The sequence below is a fragment of the Reinekea sp. G2M2-21 genome (assembly GCF_015687175.1).
Taxonomy (GTDB): domain Bacteria; phylum Pseudomonadota; class Gammaproteobacteria; order Pseudomonadales; family Natronospirillaceae; genus Reinekea.
On sequence record NZ_JADPQG010000001.1, the window covers coordinates 814266 to 831282 of the forward strand.

General features: G+C 49.3%; 16 protein-coding genes. 5 read left to right on the forward strand and 11 right to left on the reverse strand.

From position 1 onward, the window contains the following. Positions 1 to 17: 17 nt before the first annotated feature. Positions 18 to 1196 (reverse strand): acetate/propionate family kinase, encoded by a 1179-nt coding sequence (locus IYN85_RS03785; RefSeq protein ID WP_196157495.1) that lies wholly within the window; start codon positions 1194 to 1196, stop codon positions 18 to 20. Positions 1197 to 1412: 216 nt separating this feature from the next. Here IYN85_RS03785 and IYN85_RS03790 point away from each other — a divergent pair, with 216 nt between their 5' ends. Further along, a complete protein-coding gene (locus tag IYN85_RS03790) occupies positions 1413 to 2162 on the forward strand; it encodes a M23 family metallopeptidase (RefSeq protein WP_196157496.1) in 750 nt (249 codons plus the stop codon). 146 nt (positions 2163 to 2308) lie between these two features. Then, positions 2309 to 3499, forward strand: coding sequence for an ABC transporter substrate-binding protein (locus IYN85_RS03795; protein WP_196157497.1), 1191 nt, complete (start codon positions 2309 to 2311; stop codon positions 3497 to 3499). 145 nt (positions 3500 to 3644) lie between these two features. Here IYN85_RS03795 and IYN85_RS03800 read toward each other — a convergent pair whose 3' ends face one another. From IYN85_RS03800 to lnt, 7 genes are all read right to left on the reverse strand, one after another. After that, positions 3645 to 4616: a DUF3365 domain-containing protein gene (locus tag IYN85_RS03800; RefSeq protein ID WP_196157498.1), complete on the reverse strand. Its 972-nt coding sequence runs from the start codon at positions 4614 to 4616 to the stop codon at positions 3645 to 3647. A 3-nt stretch (positions 4617 to 4619) separates the two neighbouring features. Continuing rightward, entirely contained in the window at positions 4620 to 4898 is a 279-nt protein-coding gene (locus tag IYN85_RS03805) for a hypothetical protein (protein WP_196157499.1), read from the reverse strand. Between the two features lie 762 nt (positions 4899 to 5660). Then, the gene (locus IYN85_RS03810; RefSeq protein WP_196157500.1) at positions 5661 to 6929 is read right to left on the reverse strand and encodes a branched-chain amino acid ABC transporter permease; all 1269 of its coding nucleotides are present in this window, start codon (positions 6927 to 6929) and stop codon (positions 5661 to 5663) included. Then, positions 6929 to 7927 carry a branched-chain amino acid ABC transporter permease gene (locus IYN85_RS03815; RefSeq protein ID WP_196157501.1) on the reverse strand — a complete coding sequence of 333 codons (999 nt, stop codon included), beginning with the start codon at positions 7925 to 7927 and terminating at the stop codon, positions 6929 to 6931. The genes IYN85_RS03810 and IYN85_RS03815 overlap by 1 nt, the downstream gene beginning before the upstream one ends. Before the next feature lie 19 nt (positions 7928 to 7946). Next, positions 7947 to 8651, reverse strand: coding sequence for an ABC transporter ATP-binding protein (locus IYN85_RS03820; RefSeq protein ID WP_196157502.1), 705 nt, complete (start codon positions 8649 to 8651; stop codon positions 7947 to 7949). A gap of 15 nt (positions 8652 to 8666) precedes the next feature. Beyond that, positions 8667 to 9437: an ABC transporter ATP-binding protein gene (locus IYN85_RS03825; RefSeq protein ID WP_196158481.1), complete on the reverse strand. Its 771-nt coding sequence runs from the start codon at positions 9435 to 9437 to the stop codon at positions 8667 to 8669. Between the two features lie 277 nt (positions 9438 to 9714). Continuing rightward, positions 9715 to 11229, reverse strand: coding sequence for an apolipoprotein N-acyltransferase (lnt, locus tag IYN85_RS03830; RefSeq protein ID WP_196157503.1), 1515 nt, complete (start codon positions 11227 to 11229; stop codon positions 9715 to 9717). A 360-nt stretch (positions 11230 to 11589) separates the two neighbouring features. Here lnt and IYN85_RS03835 point away from each other — a divergent pair, with 360 nt between their 5' ends. After that, on the forward strand, positions 11590 to 12123 hold the full coding sequence (locus tag IYN85_RS03835) for an NUDIX hydrolase (protein WP_196157504.1): 534 nt from the start codon (positions 11590 to 11592) through the stop codon (positions 12121 to 12123). 98 nt (positions 12124 to 12221) lie between these two features. Continuing rightward, complete coding sequence (locus tag IYN85_RS03840) at positions 12222 to 12566, forward strand: hypothetical protein (RefSeq protein WP_196157505.1); 345 nt, start codon at positions 12222 to 12224, stop codon at positions 12564 to 12566. A 66-nt stretch (positions 12567 to 12632) separates the two neighbouring features. Here IYN85_RS03840 and IYN85_RS03845 read toward each other — a convergent pair whose 3' ends face one another. Next, complete coding sequence (locus IYN85_RS03845; RefSeq protein ID WP_196157506.1) at positions 12633 to 13895, reverse strand: patatin-like phospholipase family protein; 1263 nt, start codon at positions 13893 to 13895, stop codon at positions 12633 to 12635. Positions 13896 to 13966: 71 nt separating this feature from the next. On the opposite strand from IYN85_RS03845, the gene IYN85_RS25770 reads away from it, so the two are divergent. After that, positions 13967 to 14425 carry a GNAT family N-acetyltransferase gene (locus tag IYN85_RS25770; protein WP_196157507.1) on the forward strand — a complete coding sequence of 153 codons (459 nt, stop codon included), beginning with the start codon at positions 13967 to 13969 and terminating at the stop codon, positions 14423 to 14425. 9 nt (positions 14426 to 14434) lie between these two features. Here IYN85_RS25770 and IYN85_RS03855 read toward each other — a convergent pair whose 3' ends face one another. Then, complete coding sequence (locus IYN85_RS03855; RefSeq protein WP_196157508.1) at positions 14435 to 16411, reverse strand: amylo-alpha-1,6-glucosidase; 1977 nt, start codon at positions 16409 to 16411, stop codon at positions 14435 to 14437. A 131-nt stretch (positions 16412 to 16542) separates the two neighbouring features. Then, positions 16543 to 16728 (reverse strand): hypothetical protein, encoded by a 186-nt coding sequence (locus tag IYN85_RS03860; RefSeq protein WP_196157509.1) that lies wholly within the window; start codon positions 16726 to 16728, stop codon positions 16543 to 16545. Positions 16729 to 17017: the final 289 nt, after the last annotated feature.

Consider the following 17017-nt stretch of genomic DNA (forward strand, 5'->3'; position numbering starts at 1 on the left):
TCCGTAAGGGGTGCAATTTAAACCAATGCTAAGGATTCTTTAGCAATCATTAACTCTTCTTTAGTGTTGACAACAACGATGTTAGGACCATTTGCTGCCGAGATGCGACCCAGTTCGTCGCCATTGTTGGCGTTCAGTTCTGAGTCTAATTCAAAGCCGAAAATTTTCAGATTCGCGACCACTTTGGCTCGTATCAAACGAGAGTTTTCACCGATTCCACCGGTGAAGACCAGAGCGTCGAACCGCGGTAATGAGGTCGCCAAGCCGCCGATTTGCCGGGCAAGCCGAAAACAGAAAACGTCCAATGCCAATTGCGCTTGCGCGTGACCTTCACCGGCCGCCTGTTCGATGGTGCGCATGTCGTTGGAGAGCCCGCTCAAGCCCAACATGCCGCTTTCTTTGTTGAGTACTGCGGTGACCTTCTCGATATCCCAGCCTTTTTGCTGGCTTAGGAATTGGTGCAGTCCAGGATCAACGTCACCGCTGCGCGTGCCCATCACCAATCCTTCCAAAGGCGTCAAACCCATGGTGGTGTCAACGGATTTACCATTGACAATGGCTGCTGCTGAACAACCGTTACCAAGGTGCGCTGAAATAATACCGTGATTGTCATTGATGCCCAATCGCCGTGCTGCTTCGGCGGCTACGTATTTGTGGCTGACGCCGTGAAAACCATAGCGACGAACTTTTAATTCTGTATATAAAGAATAGGGTACACCATAAAGATAGGCTTCTGGTGCCAGCGTCTGATGAAACGCTGTATCGAAAACCGCGACCTGAGGAATAGCGGGGTACAGTTCCTCAATTGCTTCTATACCCGCCAGATTGGCCGGATTATGTAGGGGGGCCAACGGTATGCAATCGCGAATTTTATCCATAACGTCACGGGTGATTACAACCGGGTCACTGAAGGCTTCGCCGCCATGAACGACACGGTGACCAATCGCTATGGGCAGCGTTTCTAATAAGCCTGCTTCAGTGAGTGCGGATATGATGACCTGCAGAGTCGATCGATAGTCGCTTTCAGTAAGCTCAACTGTGTTTTTTTGGTTTGCCGTTTTCACGGTCAGTACCGCTTCATCGCTGCCCAATCGTTCCGCTAGTCCACTGGCTCGTTCTGCTTCTGTGGTCATATCGAAAAGGGAGAATTTTATTGAGGAGCTTCCAGAGTTGATGACTAAAATATTTTGAGACATTGTCCAGCCTGATTGTGTTGGATTTTCAGTTTTTAAATAGGGTTTGCATCGTTTCGATTAACTATAGACAGCATTCAGCTAAGCTATAGGAATTAATGGTGTTGAAATTTAGCTGTATATTAGAAAGTGATAATGATGTTGATCAATCAGAAACGAATTGTGCTGATTTTTTGTCTGCTTTTCACCTCTTTTGTCGGTCAATCGACTGCAAACTTGATGACTGTCATACAAATCCAACCTATCAGTGGCGGATACGCCATTATTCAGGCCCAGCCTGGCTCCAAGGTGCTTTTCAGGGAGCGAAATTACGCTGTGGACGAACAGGGGTTTGTCGCCATTCCTTTTGGACGCGAGGTCGCCGGCTTGCACGAGATTACGCTGGTTGACAGGGACAGAACAGAACGCACGGAGGCGATTTGGATAGATACGCGTAGCTACGTTATTCAACGAGTTAATGGCGTGGATCAAAGTCGGGTCACACCTCCGGTATCGGTGACAGACCGGATAACGGCGGAAGCAGTGAAAGTGAATCGGGCACGTTCAGCAATGTCATCGCTCCAGTTCTGGCGAGAGCAGCAATTTATCCGCCCGGCACCAGGACCGGTGTCCGGTGTGTACGGCAGTCAGCGTTTTTATAACGGCATCGCGGGATCGCCGCACTGGGGCATTGACTACGCAGCCCCTACCGGTACCAAAGTGATAGCACCCGCTGGCGGCAAGGTCGTGCTTGCGGAGGCTGATCTTTATTTCAGTGGTGGCACTATTGTGCTGGACCATGGAGGGGGTTTAACCAGTAGTTTTTTACATTTGTCGCGATTACTGGTGAAGCCTGGCGATATTGTTGAGCAAGGCGCTGTCATCGGCCTTGTTGGCGCCACTGGCCGGGTAACCGGACCTCATCTGGACTGGCGTATGAATCTGCATGGTGAGCGGATCGATGCCGCGCTTTGGTTGCAGGCGCAATAATGTGCATTTAAACGGCTTCAGGCTGAATGAAAAATGAACGATTCAACGCCGCTGCCATCGGAGTCGCGCTTTACACTTGTATTTCCATAAAAACTTACGCAACATGACCTGCGTCCCAAGGGCATAAGAATAAAAGAGAGATCAAAATGATAAATAAAAAAGTTTTAGGCGTTGCTATTGCAGCTGCTTCTTTAATGAGCGTCGCTCAAGCTGAGGTAAAAATCGGGTTTCTGGGCGGCTTTACGGGTCCTATTGAAAGTTTAACGCCACCTATTTTTGAAGGTGCAAAAGTCGCTATTGCGCAGGTGAACGTGCAGGGTGGTATTCTGGATGGTGATATTCTCACCATGCCAAGTGCCGACACGACCTGTGTGGACGCGTCTGCAGCATCTAATGGCGCGGACCGACTGATTAACTCAGACGGAGTGATCGCAATCGTGGGTGGTTTGTGTTCAGGCGCTACCATCGCTGCGGCGAATAATGTTGCTGTGCCAGCGGGTGTGCCCATGGTATCTCCGGCCTCTACGTCACCTGCCTTAACCGGTTTGGATGACAATGACCTGGTGTTCCGTACTGCACCATCGGACGCTTACCAAGGGGAAATGCTGGCGAAATTGTTGGCATCAAAAGGTATCGATGAAATCGCAATTACCTACGTGAACAACGATTACGGTAAAGGTTTCGCGGATGCTCTTGAAGCGAACTTTAAAGGCACTGTAACCGCTAATGAAGCGCATGAAGATGGTAAAGCCGACTATCGAGCAGAATTGGGTTCTCTGGCTTCGACCGGAACGCAAACGCTGGTCGTGTTGGCGTATGCTGACGGGTCAGGTCAAACCATTTTGCGTCAGGCTTATGAAGCCGGTGACTTCACAACTTTCGTCGGTGGTGACGGTATGGTGGGTCAAGCTTTGGTTGACGCGGTTGGCGCCGATGTTCTGGATGGCATGATTGCTACCAAGCCAGGTATCCCAGACGTTCCAGGTCTGGATGCGTTTGAACAGGCGATGACGTCATTGGCGTTGGATCCAAAAGCTGTTTTCGCGGCACAGTCCTACGACGCAGCATTCTTGCTGGCATTGGCCATTGAAGAAAATGGATCTGCATCGGTTGATGGTCTGAGCGCAGCCTTGCGCAAAGTTTCTTCAGCGCCTGGTGTGGTCATTTTGCCGGGCGAATGGGAAAAAGCGAAGAAAGCCATTGCTGACGGCAAAGACATCAACTATGAAGGTGCATCTGGTAATCATGAATTTGATGCCAACGGTGACGTACCGGGTCTGATCGTCGAGATGACCGTGATGAACGGATCATTTGTTGAAAAAGGCGTGTTGAAATAATCAACTCTGCATAGCAAAAAAACGCAGCCATTGGCTGCGTTTTTTGTTTGTTCGGTCACGATCCTCTAAATGCCAAAGTCTGTATTACATGACCGATGTAGAACCGGATTATCGGCATCAAGTGGGATCACCGAGCAGTAGGGATTTATTCTTTCCCTTGCTGTGCTTTCAGTGTCTTGGCTACTCGAATGGCTTGCTGCGCTGCTTTACGAGATTCATTCATCTTTTTCATCGCTAAGCCGAAACTGGTGGCCATGCGATTGGTTGCCAGGGTCAGCTGATCAATTTCGTTTTTACTGTTGGAGTCGATGCCAATGGAGGCGACATCGGCACTTTCACCTTTGGATATTTTCTCAGCCATACTGGTTATGGTTCGTACTGGAACAATAATCCGTTGACGGACAAACCAGAGAATCAGTAACACGGACGCACCAATGGCAAGTACTTCAATTAACCCAAAAACGGATACTGCTCCACTGAACAGATTTCGCTGCGGAATGGTCACACTGATGATACCGGCGACGTCTCCCTCTTTAAAACCAAAACCGTTGTTACGTCCATAACGTTCAATGACGTCCGCCGGGGCTGTGCTCGCGTCGCCATGACAGGCAATACAGGATGCGTTGTGATAGACCGGTTTGGCGTAGCGGTAATCGTTGCCTACTACTTCAAAATATTCCGCCAATGTGTTGCCACCGACTGCGGCCAGAGCCCGACGCTCAAAACTGTCTGGTGCGTTGTTTGGGTTCATCACGTTAGTCGACGTCATTCGAAATTTGGCCGGTGAGCTGGATGCGGCGACGGTTTCAGAAAACTCACGTTGCGCCAGAGCAGGATTTTTAGAATAGAAATGAATGGCTTGGGAAGGAAACTCCGGATCGACAACAGAAACTTTACCCAAATAGCTTTTCGGATTGTCCTTTACCCAGACACGTCCATTATTGGCAACCCAGGTACCAAAGGCTTCGACATTTGCAACCACGGTTTGCGCCTGGGCTTTTAACTCTTGCTGGTATACATTTTTCAGCATGTAGTAAAAAACGACACCATTCAGCACCATTATGATCGCGAGAATGACCAGAAATTGCACGCTTATCGACAGGCGTTTTTTTGCCATGGTTTAAAGCCTCCCTTTCATGGATTTATTGTGATTTGCTGCCGCGTCCATAACTGTTTGGCTGCTTTGTTGAATAAAACGTTCTCGATCTGTTTTGGAATCAATATTCGCGGCGAGCGCTTTGATGTAGTTGCGCAGGGCAGATGGGCCATTCCATTGTTTTTGACGCCAAAGCAGTTTCGCGTCCTCTTTCAGTAATTGACCGATGGGGCCAACAATGTCGATGAACTGAGCATCAATGGTTGCCAAAAGCTGGCGACCCGTGGGCGTTTTGGCGATCATTTGTAACTACTTCCTACGTCAGAATTCCCTTTGGCTTCAGTGACCAGAATCAGAAATGTGATCCAGGTCAATAAATTTACCAGAAACGGGGCTGATTTTTGACCGCTTTTTCGGAATAACAACCTTTCATTTTGATATGGTTTGGGCTGGTCAAAGGCAACCTTTGTTGGATCATTCTCCATCTCAAAGAAGAGCCTTACTCCTTTACCGCAGCTGGGTAACATAACGGGCGCGTTTGTTCTGTCGATATGAGTTAAGCACCGAACCGCAAGCTGGGTATGGTGCAGGCTACAAATGACAAGAACAGTGACTGTGTCGGCGTCAACGTGAGTGGGCTGACGAAGAGCGATGATTGGAAAGCTCATGCGTTCAGCTTAAGCTGGCTTGTTGCTCGATATGATTGAGAAGCTCCACGATTAATTTGGACAGTATATTGGCGGTCAAATAGATCTGTTCAATTATGCTTTGATTGGTTTGCCTCATGGTTGAGGCCGTGTTTTCGATGTCGAGGCTCATCGGATTTGCTGTGCGTGAAGCTCAGTTGGTTTAGTTACTGGTGTGTTGCAGTATTGCATCAAGAGTGGTACGCAATTGGCCAACTTTGTTGACCGGCTCATTGTTTAAAATACTTGAATGACGATTGAATGGGGTAGAGAGTCAAAGTATAGACTCAATTTGTCGAGGGGTTGCATGAAGACTGATGAGAGACCCATCTGAAAGACGAAAAAGCCAGCTCGCTAGCTTTTTCGTCTGGAGGTGCCGTCAGGTGTGATGCACGATGCGTTCTGGGATAACCCCCTTCGGTGCATAGCGCAGCACCAGAGTGATGGTTAAGCCGATAACAAAAACCCGTGCCTGTAGTGCCCGGCTATCCAGGTCACCGGGTGCCTGCCAGTCAAACCAGCTTTCACCCAGATGACGAACAACATCGAACACCCAAAGTGCGACAGGCTCGGACATGGTCCAAATAATGTAAACAAACACCGCACCAAACAATGTGCCCAGGTTGTTACCCGCGCCGCCCAGAATAACCATAACCCAAATCAGGAAGGTATGGTTCAACGGAATGTAGCCTGAGGGATCGAAAATACCGTTGAATGTAGTCAGCACTGCACCGCCAACACCCATCAAAAACGAACCGAATATGAACACTTCCAGGCGACGACCGTTCACGTTTTTACCCATTGCCAGAGACGATGTTTCATTATCGCGGATTGCGCGCAACATACGGCCCCAGGGCGCGTTGTAGGCCCGGGTCAGCAGGAAGAAAATGATCGCAATCATGGCTGCCGTCAGAGACAAGTAGAGTGCCCGAGCCATAATGAAACCAAGATCTGACGGTCCCGGTGTTGGCCACGGTAGGGGAGACACGGTTAACGTGCCATGCGTTAACCAGTCCGCGTTCTTCAGGAAGGCTTTGATAATCTCGGCGATTCCCAGTGTGGCAATGGCAAGGTAGTCACTGCGTAGTCCAAGGCAGATATGACCAATGCCATAGGAAATAGCACCAGCAGCAACACCGCCGACTAACCAGCCTAACCAGACGGGCAAACCAAAACCACCAATGAAACCGACATCTTTTTCAATAGCGTTCGCAACGGGGTCGAGTGAAGCCATGAAGGTGATGTAAACCGCACCGATTAAAATCAGAGTAATCAGTCGTTGCCATTTCTGTGCGACCCCGAAACGGGTCAGTTTGATTGACCCCCAGATCAACGCGATGCCGAGCACGAGTTTGAAGAAAACGCTGCCAAGGTCGGACGCGTGACCCGACGCCCAGAAGTCTTCGTTCACCGGAAAGCTGAACAGCATGGTGATAAAGCCACCCAAAGCAATAAATCCCATGATGCCCGCGTTAAACAGACCGGCATAACCCCATTGAATAGTCAGGCCAAGCGCAATAATGGCGTAACAGGCTGCTTCGACCAACATACGTGTGCTGTAGGCAGCGCCCATGAAGGTCATGACCAGCATAATGAGCAGGAACAGACCTGAAAACAGAATAACTTCTCGTTTGTAGTTCGCAAACATCAGAGCACCTTCCCTTTCAAAATACCGGTCGGACGCATAACCAGAATGGCAATTAATATAAAGAACGGCACCGTGATTTTATATTCCGTCGGCACCAGTGCCAGATTCGCGGGTAAATCCCAGCCCCATTTTTCAGCCATTGGGCGTAATAGAATCGCCCAGTTAAATACCGCCAGTGATTCGGCAAACCCGACCACGAAGCCACCGATGACCGCGCCATAAACATGACCGACACCACCGACGATAGCGGCTGCGAAAATGGGCAACAGAATGTTGAAGCTTAAGTCAGGCTTTAAAGCGACATCGAGTGACAGCAAGGTACCTGCAGCGGTTGCCAGTGAACCGGCGATAACCCAGGTGACAATGACTACCGTGTTGACATTGATGCCCGACACCCGTGCGAGATCTGCGTTATCGGACATGGCGCGCATGGCCTTACCCAACCGCGATTTGGTCAGGAAAAGATGCAGCGCTACAACGGCTATGATCATAAAAACAAACAACAGAATCTGTGGCTCGGTAATGACTAACTTGCGTGAGGCCAGTTCAAAAGGAAGATCTAGGCGGAAAATCTCCTTACGATCGTCGATATACAGGTTGCGAGAGCCGGTACCGAAAAACAACCGTACCAGACCCTGCAACATGAAGGTTACACCGATGGATGCCATCACAATGACAATGGGCTTGACGTTGTGTTCGCGCAAGGGTTTATAGAAGGCCTTGTCGATGCTGACCGCCAGTAGACTCGTTATCACCATGGCGATGGGTAGCATGACGAAGGCCGTTGGTAAGCCGATCGCGGGACCTGCAGCTGGAAACATCGCCGTCAGGAAAAAAGTCAGAAAGGCGCCTGTGGTCATCAAGTCACCGTGAGCAAAGTGTGCAAAACGCAGAATGCTGAACACGAGGGTAATGCCAATGGCACCCATCGCGTAAATCGCGCCGATCACCGCGCCGGAGATCATCACTTTGTTAATAAAAAATACGAGTTCGTTCACGTCAGGTATCTCCCGTCCATCATCCGCCAAGGAAGCTTTTAGCGACTTCCGGATCGTTCAATAAATTTTCGCCGGTATCGGTAAAACGATTACGGCCCGCAGCCAAGACAAAACCTTTGTGCGCAATACGCAGTGCTTGTTTGGCGTTTTGTTCCACCATCAGAATGCCGACGCCTTCGCGGTTAATCGTCACGATGCGGTCAAAAATTTCATTCATATACAGTGGAGACAGGCCTGCTGTCGGTTCATCGAGTAGCAACACTTTCGGTTCAATCATCAATGCGCGGCCCATGGCGACCATCTGCCGCTGACCACCGGAAAGTTCACCCGCGGGCTGATAGCGTTTGTCTTTCAGGTCAGGGAAATAATGGTAGACCGACTCCAACGTGTGCTGGAAATTGTCTTTGCGTAAAAACGCGCCCATTTCGAGGTTTTCTTCAACCGTCAGGCTGACAAAGACATTTTTTTCCTGCGGCACAAACGCCATACCCAGTTTCACCAGGGTATTCGGGTCGGCATTGGTGATGGTTTCACCATTCAGTTCGATAAAGCCTTCGCTGACGTGTAGCAGACCGAAAATAGCTTTTAACGAGGTCGATTTACCGGCACCATTTGGCCCGACAATGACACCGATCTCACCGGCGTCGATGGACATGTTGACGCCATTAAGGATATTCATGCCACCGTAGCCGGCATGAATGTTATTGGTTTCTAAAATAGCCATGCGCTCTCCAACGAATTATGCGGCGTCACTGCCAAAATAGGCTTCGATCACTTTTGGATTGTTCTGGATGTCTTCGATTTTGCCCTCTACCATGACACTGCCTTGGGCCAGTACGATGACCGGATCGCAGAGTTTGGCGATCATGTCCATATCGTGTTCGATAACCAGGAAGGTGACACCCAAGTCTCGGTTCATGCGCAGGATGTTATCGGTTAAACCAGTCAGCAGCGTTCGGTTTACACCGGCGGCGACTTCGTCGAGCAAGACCACTTTGGAATCGGTCATCATGGTGCGACCCAATTCCAGTAGCTTTTTTTGCCCACCGGACAGATTCCCCGCCAGTTCATTTTTCACGTGATCAAGCCCGATATAGTCGATGACTTCTAACGCTTTCTGGCGGATTTCCGTTTCCTGAACTCGGATTTGGCTGGGTTTAAACCAGGTGTTGAATAAATTTTCGCCCAATTGTCGCGATGGAACCATCATCAGGTTCTCCAGCGCAGACATCTGCGAAAACTCATGTGCAATCTGGAAGGTACGGAGTAGCCCTTTGTCAAAGAGCTGGTTGGCTGCAAGGTTTGTAACATCTTCACCATCGAGAATAATACGGCCGCTGTCGAGCGGGAATGTTCCTGCGATGATGTTGAAAATAGTGGATTTACCGGCGCCATTTGGACCGATCATGCCGGTAATGGACCCTTTTTCAATGTTAAAACTGCAATCATTGATGACTTTCAGGCGACCGAACGATTTCTCGACGTTCCTGACCTCGATCATAGATGACATATTGTTTGACTCTCCACGAATCTGTAACACACGACCGGCCAGCGCTGACAAGGTGTGTCCCATGTGGTTTTTGTTTACCTGCTTTTTGAGCTGTTTACCCGGCAGGCTTGTTATTAGTGATCAGGCTGGGTGGCAACGGTTACGCAGCGGTCAGACCTGACCCATTTTTAATGGTTGGCAAGTGTACCCACTCTTGACGATCAGGTCAGCCAATTCACCTCGAAAATGAAGTGAATTGGTGAAATTATGAAAAACTGTTGGTTGTTTAAACAGTTAATCACTGTTCGATTGCAGATTCGCTGGCCGCGCGACGGGCAAATACCCACAGACCCGCCAACACGAGAATGCACAAATAGACGGGGGTTGCTGCGGGCAGCCTCTGGAAGGGTGTTAGACCACTGCGCAAGGTCAGTTCCCCAATAACTTCTGCCTCAACAAATTGTTCGGATCGTTTCACAATGGTGCCGTTGGCGTCAATCAGCGCTGAAACCCCATTTTGGGTCGCGCGCAGTACCGAGCGGCCGTTTTCAATGGCGCGCATTTGCGTGATTTGCAGGTGTTGATGCGGCCCCAATGAGTCGCCGAACCAAGCATCGTTACTGACCACCGTTATCAGGTCCGCATCTTTGGCCAGGTTACGGACTAAATCCGGGTAGGCCGCTTCATAACAGATGACCGGTGCCGCAAAATAGGGCTGTTCCGCCAGCGTAAAGGGAATGGGCGATTGTGCGGTGGGCGCTGGGTACATGGTCGACATCGGCAAATCGAAAAAAGCGATTAACCCGCGCAGGTATTTTTCCAATGGAACGTACTCTCCGAACGGCACCAGGTGCTGTTTCAGATATTCGCCACTGGCGGTGCCATAGCCTTTCATCGAATTATAAAAGCGACCATCCTTCAGCAATAAGACGCCGGTAATAATAGCTTGGTCGCGCTGTTCGCCGATGTTTTGGATTTGACTCATGAAATAAGGTATCTGCTCTGGTCGCCGGGTCATGGCGGCTTCGGGCCACAGGACCAGGTCGATGTCGGTCATCGCTCCAATAGAAGTCCCATAAAAATTCAGCGTGGGTGTCTGTTGTGCGCTGCTCCATTTGGTGCGCTGATCGACATTACTCTGTACAGCGGCTGTTTTCAGCGTGCGCAATTCCTGGGTCCAGCTAGAGGCTGGTTTGGCGATGCCGAGTAGAAAGAGTAACGCCAGAAAACCGAGGGCAACTCCTGCGTAGCTGAAGGACCTAACCGTTCGATGACGAGCCCAGTGCAACAATGACTTCAACAACCATGCGCTGCTGAGTGCTAACATCAGGCTCAGGCCGTAAATCCCGACGACGGCAGCCAATTGACCAATAGCTAAGTCCGTAAAAGCATAACCGGCCAACAGCCAGGGCATGCCGGTCAAAAACCATTCCCGTATCCATTCGTTAATGACCCACCACAGCGGCGAGACCAAGAGCAGGGCAAGCGGCAGGGCACGCAGAAATCGTTGGAAAAACCACATTTGGAACAGGTGAAACAGAGCCATAAGCAGGCAAAACCCACCGGTGAGCACAAGTGACAACCAAACCGGCGTGTCCACCGTTTGCATACTGCCATAAATCCACGAAACCCCTAGGGTGAAGTAGCCGACGCCATATAACCAACCGAACCAGGCGGCTTCTTTGGTCGTACTCGCCTGAAAACTCAGCCAGAAAAACCCACCGACACCGATAAACATCAACGGCCAGAAATGAAAAGGAGCAAGAGCAAGAGGTACACAAAGACCGAAGATGATAGCCAGAGCAGCGCGCATAATGATGTCAGTAATGTCCGTGGTTTATTCGAAGCTTTACACTGTAACCGAGCCCGACGGCTAAATCTATTTGTCTGCAAGTATTAACTTTTTGAAGAACACGATACTGCCTTTCCTTGGACGTTCGTTCGACTCCTAAGTTTTAATTCATTTTTTTGAATGATTAGAGTTATTACACAGCGAAGTGCATTCAAATGCACCGCGAATTCTTGGTGTGAATGACGCTCGCACAATCCAAAAGCAGAGCAGTGGCGTGGGAAGGTGATACTTATTGAAACTCAAATTTTTAATTAATATCTGGTTGTCAGTAAGTGTTTTCCCATATCCTAAGCAAAGCAAAGTGACTATGGAAAGTTAAGAATGATAAAGACCCTATCGACAACAATCATGTATGAAAACAAATGGATGCGGGTGCGCGAGGATATAGTGGAGCGTGCCAGCGGTGCCGAAGGATTATTTGGTGTCGTGGAAAAACCAGATTTTGCCGCCATTATCGCTGTGGATAATGGTCATATCCATTTGGTTGAACAATACCGCTATCCCGTGCAAATGCGCAGCTTGGAAATACCCATGGGCGCTTGGCCTGAACAACCCAACGCCGACCCTTTGGAGTTAGCCCATGGCGAACTGCAGGAAGAAACCGGGTATCGCGCTGGCCGTATGGAGAAAATCGGGTTTCACTATGTGGATAATGGCGGTGCGACCTTAGGGTGTCATGTATTCTTTGCCACGCAACTGAGCTTTGTTGGTAAAAATCTTGATGCCGAAGAAGAAGATTTGGTGTCCCTGACCTTGCCCGTAGCCGATTTCGAACAAAAAATTATTCAGGGGGATATTTTGGATGCGTGTACCATTGCCTGTTACGGGTTGGCTAGGCTGAAGGGGTTGGTTTAATCGGAATTGGCTGGGTTATGAGTTCGGAGACAAAAATATCGCCTGAAGAGTTTCATATCAAGTTGGAAAAGAGACTGCGCACGTATAGCGTTTCGCTAATGAATAACACAAAGTGGCGAGAGTTGTTTTGCAGGATTGCTGCTACTGGTTTGTGGTTTAAAGTTTCGACGATTTGGAACGTAGAATCATCGATTCTCCAGAAGATAACTCAGGCGCATTTTGAAAAAGAGTTTATTGGGGATGGTTGTCTTGTCGGTGGTCCCCTTTTTTATAAGGAAATTTTCCAGCTTCGCGTATTGAGATATCAACCGGAGTCGAAAATAAATGAAAAAGTTGAATATGATGATGTCCGTTGGCAGTCGTTTCTAGCCTCCTTAGATGAGGTGGGGGAGATTCCTGTAACGATACACAGATCTGAAGCAGTGATTCAAGGATATCGGTGATCGTTTTAAAGCGTTAAAAAGTTGCTGAGTTGGGCTATTTTTAAAACCAGTCAGCAACTCTGACTGTCAATCTGCTTGCGCTAAAAATTGCTCCAAAATTGCCAGCTCTGGGTTTAATCTCCTGACTGCCGACTCCGCAAGAGTGAGCGTTTTTGTCGGGTTGAACGACTGTAGTAGCTTCAAATAAAAGTAAGGGTTTTTGTTGCGATTTTTCTTATCAAAAACTTCTTTTACGAAGGCGTCCAACAACTTGGTCGGTGGTGATGCTTTTTGCAGATCACGGGAAACAATCAGTTCCTGAACTTCGTTATCTAACGTTTTTACTTGGTCTTTTATTGCGGTCATTAAATCGCGGTAGCTGTATTGTTTTACCCGCTCAATGCCCAGTAAATCGGCGCAGACTTCCAGCGTTTTCAGCAGTACCCGGCGATCGTGCTTCATGTTGTCCGGAAACAGGCTGTGCAGTGACTCGGCACTATCTTTGTTTAGTTGTTCCGACCATTCTCGTTCCAGGTTGTCATCCGGTTCGAGGAAGTACTTGTAACCAATCAATTGCCCGAATGCGGCCCTGGTGTCCAGATAACCCAATTGCCAGAATTTCTCAATAAATTCGGGATTGAAGTCAAAGGCGTTGCCCATGTCGATGGAGTTTTTGATATAGACAGTTTGAGTGCCGTCGGTTTTCGGGCGGCGGTTAAAGCCGATGCCGGATATGTCGACCAGAATGATTTTCCGGTATCCGCGGCGACGGGCCATCCGGAAAGGGACGTTGTCGTATAACCCACCGTCGAGGTATTTTTTTCCGGCAATTTCGGGGCTGGAAAATCCAGGGAATGCGGCGCTGGCCATAACGTAATTGATCAACTGCCCCGGTTCCATGTCTTCAACAAACACTTCCCTGGGTTTAAAATCACTAAGGTTAACGGTGGTGACGCCAAAATCGATGCCCTTGTCGCGGATGACATCTTCTTTGATGTTGGCTTCCAGAGATTCCCGCATAGGTGTCGTATCTAAGCCACGTTTTTCAACAACATTGCGGTACACGCCTTGCCAATAACTGAGGTCGTGTTCTTTAAAACTTAATTCGTCGGCGAGCGCTTTGTCCTTGTGCAGGCGGATAAGCGACTTCAGGTTCATTGAACGTGCAATCGTCAGCAGTTCCTGTTCGGCACCCTGTACCAGAAAGGCAGAAATAACGGCACCAATTGAGTTGCCGATAAAGGCGTTTACGGGAATGTCCAGTTCTTTCAGAGCCTGCCATACACCGATATGATAGACACCTTTAGCGCCACCACCGCCAAGGACCAGACAATAGGGTTGTTGTTTCATAAGTTCAGCGACCTTTGGAATTCCGTCTCGATGGCGGCATCTTACCACTAATCGAAATAGGAGGTCTTTGAGTGAGCGCAACGAAGCGTTATTCGATCGAGTTTGCCCGACGCGAACAGCTCAGTGATGTTTTGGGTTTGATTGATCAGTTTGAGCGGGACGTCACTGCGCGTCCATGCGACCATGTCTTAGACCAAATCTACGATCAGCTGACATCGTGCGGTGGCGTTGTGTTATTGGCGGGTAGTGACGGCCGGTCAGTAGGGACCTGCACCGTGAATATCTGCGCAAACCTGAGTTGGGGTGGGCGCCCTTATGCCATAATCGAAAACGTGATCGTTGCCGCAGACTACCGCCAACAGGGAGTCGGCAAAGCATTGCTGGAAAAGGCGATAGAACACTCCCGGAATGCCGGTTGTTATAAGGTAGCTCTGATGACCGGTTCAACAAAAGAAAGCACATTGCGTTTTTACGAAAACGCCGGTTTCGAACAATCCAAAACCGGCTTTCAGATTCGGTTCAATGCGTAACAGGTATCGTTAGCCGGGTACCTGAAGCTGATACTTATCGACCACACGCAGCAATTCTGCGACTGACCAGGCTTGATTGAAGCAACCACGGGCAGTATTCGGGGCATCGCCATCAAAAATTTCTGATACGCCCAGAATACCGGCTTCGTAGTAAAAATGCTGTTTCAGACCCATCAATAGCTGCTCAGCAAAGTGTTTGTCTTTGGTGACTGTCATCAACGCATCAATAAAGGACCCCATCGGCCAAGCCCAGACGGTCCCCTGATGGTAGGCGATATCCCGTTCGTGAAGCGGACCATAGTAGCGTCCCTCATAACTTGCATGAGTCGGGCTTAAGCTGCGCAAGCCAACGGGCGTGTACAGCTGTTGATAAACGACATTAAATACCCGCTGTTGTTGCGCCGGTGTTAGCGGTGAAAAGGGCAAACTGACGGCGATAATCTGGTTGCAGCGGATGTCATCGTTTTTCTCCGTTGGCGTGACATAATCAAAACAGTAGCCACTGGCTTCATTCCAGAAAGTTGACTGAAAACTCACCCGCACGCTGACGATCAAATCGGCGTAATCACATTGATGGTCTTCAAAACGCTCCTTACATTGCTGAGCAAAACACAGTGCGTTATACCAAAGGGCATTGATTTCGACCGCTTTGCCAAAGCGCGGCGTCACCGCAAAATTATTAAACTTAACGTCCATCCAGGTCAGTTGCGTGTCTTTATCCCCACCCTGAATCAGTCCGTCGTCATCCATACCGATCCCATAGCGGGTTCCAATGGTGTGATGGCGGATAACCTCTTTCAGGTCGTCGTACAGTTTAAGGTGGACAAAATCCCAGTCGCCACTGTACTCAACGTATTGTTGAATCGCCCAGAAAAACCATAATGTGGCGTCAATGGTGTTGTACTTGAGGGGCTCTCCCGAACGATCAGGAAATTTGTTGGGCAGCATGCCACCGTTTAAATAGTGCGCGAACGTTTTCAAAATCGATTTGGCCAAATCGAATTGTCCGGTCGCCAGGGTTGCACCGGGTAGTGCAATCATCGTATCCCGCCCCCAATCGCCGAACCAGGGAAACCCAGCCAAAATGGTCTTACCATTAACAGACTTTCGGTCGGCGACCAGCTGCAGTGCGCTGTGCGCGAGATCGTTGGCAAAATCATTGTGGCTGAATCGTGTTTGTTTCGCGGCCAGTACTTGCTGATAGGCCTGCTCACCGTTAGGCCAGTGGTCATGCAAGGTGCCTATCATGTAGCAGCTATCCCCCGGTGAGAGGACAACCTGTGTGGTTTGGACTTTTAAACTGCAGTCGCGTTGCGGGTAACCCTGATCTTCCAGCTCTATCGGGTAAACCAGGTCACTGGTTTGGTTAGCCACATCTGGCGTTAACCACTGCGTACTTGTCGCTTGTGGATTTGACGTCACCTGCACCCCAAGCTTTAAAGACAGTTGCCCAGAACTGACGCACTGCCGTTGGCTATCTGTTATCCAGTTTGTCAGATTCTGTTCTGAAAAACGGGGTAAGTGGTCGCCTGCGGGGCGGAAGTGGACAAAGTTGCTCAGTTCTAACGTCACTTCGGGTTTGGGTGAGCGTAACAGGCTGTATTTGATCAGCGTGGTTTCCTTGCCCAGCTCCATGAACAATTCTTTTTTAAGCAGATGACCATTCACCTCATAGTGCCAAGTCGGAATGGGGGCAGAGGTATAGTGCAGTAAATATTGTTCGCCGCCATCCCCGGTCACTGTTGTGCCATCCAACCATTGACGGGCATCGAGGCTTACATTTTCGAGCGTTTCAACGCATGCGTGCCAGGTGAGCATTCGGTCCATGGGTGGAATAACGGAATGAATCAACAAACCATGGAATTTACGTGATAACCCCCCATTGACGCTTAAACTGGCAAAACTGCCAGTACCATTGGTGACTAAACATTCGGTTTTGTTGGCGATAGCAGGGGTATGGAGCAGGGCTCTGGGTAAGACGCGCATAAGTGACTCGACATTATGATTATGCCGGAGAATTCTAGCGAGTTCAGATGGTGCCGTCGGATGGAATTATCAGCGGGCTTGAGAACGCAACCCGCGGTGCGAGTTGCGCGTTTGTAGGCTGAGAAATGGACCTACAGCAGGTGGGGGTTGGCGCGCTTATAGTCGCGTAACGCTTTGCGGGCACCCTCAACCTGGCCATACAGGCGCATGCGTTCGGCTTTATCGCCGGTACCGTTTGGGTTTTCCTTTACAAAGGCTCTTTTTTCTTCTTCGGCTCTTTCAATCGCTAATTCTAGTGCTTCTAGTTGTTCGTCCATTGGTTCCCTCGATCTGTCTGTGTAAGCAATGGTTTAGTGTTGGCTCCCTGCCGTTCTAACCCTGCTTTTAAGTGTAGTCGACGCCCTCTAATTTTCGAACTTCCGATATCCGGGGCGTTTTAACGCGGTGCATTGTGACAAATCCGCCGTTTCTGTTCTACTTTTTGTGATGGGTTTCAAAAAAGTTTACATTAGAAAACAATTATGTAGTGCCCAGAATGAAACGATTGGAAACTAGAAATGACAACGGCGGAATTGCCTTTTTTACGGGCAAGCGTTGCAATTTAGG